General features: G+C 59.6%; 1 pseudogene. It reads right to left on the bottom strand.

Going from position 1 to position 726, the window contains the following annotated elements:
* Positions 1–726 (bottom strand): annotated as a pseudogene (locus tag EN749_RS36715) (DNA helicase UvrD); the annotation flags it as partial.

Below are 726 nucleotides of genomic sequence, written 5' to 3' on the forward strand. Positions count from 1 at the left end.
ATGCAGATGGATATGAGCTTGTGATAGTGCTTGATGACCACAGGCTCGATCGCCTCGGTGATCTCGGCATAGCCCTTGCGCTCGAAAGGAACCGCGCGCCGCGCCAGTTCTGCCTCGAGTGTGCTGAGCAGGGTCTCATCGCTGGCCTGGGCTGAAGTCGTCTCGAAGAAATCGATCTCTTTGCGGCGATAGGCCTGACGTTTTCTCTCGGCGTGCTGGACATAATCCGCAAAGGGTGAGGTCCCATCGGCGTTGAGCGCGAAATGCTCATGCACCGTGCCAGTCAGCGGATAGTAGAAATCGGGATGCAGATGGCGAACCGTGCCGTCATCCTCCTCAACCGCAAGCTGCCGCTCGTATTCGAATGCGACGGAATGCAGCCACAGCCAGTTGACGACCTTCTGCTCTTGCAGCGATTTGACGATGACGCCGGCAAGCGAGCCGATCGTGGCTTCGCCCTTCCTGAGCCGATCCGAGACATAGCGACGGTAGTCAGCCTCCGTGTCGAAAACCTCGGCCGGGATGTCCGCCTTGGGATGCACCACGAGCAGGTCGCTCCACAATCGAGCGAATTCCGGATCAGTCTCGACTAGCTGCCGGATGATCTCTTCGATGACTCTGGCTTCGCCAGCGGGATGCTCGACCCAGTTGGCAAGCTGGGGCGGGCGTCCTTCGACCTCCTTAATGATGCCCCGTCCAAGCGCGTGAAACGTCGTGACGCGGCAC

This window comes from Mesorhizobium sp. M7A.F.Ca.ET.027.02.1.1 (genome assembly GCF_004022985.1).
Classification (GTDB): Bacteria; Pseudomonadota; Alphaproteobacteria; order Rhizobiales; family Rhizobiaceae; genus Mesorhizobium.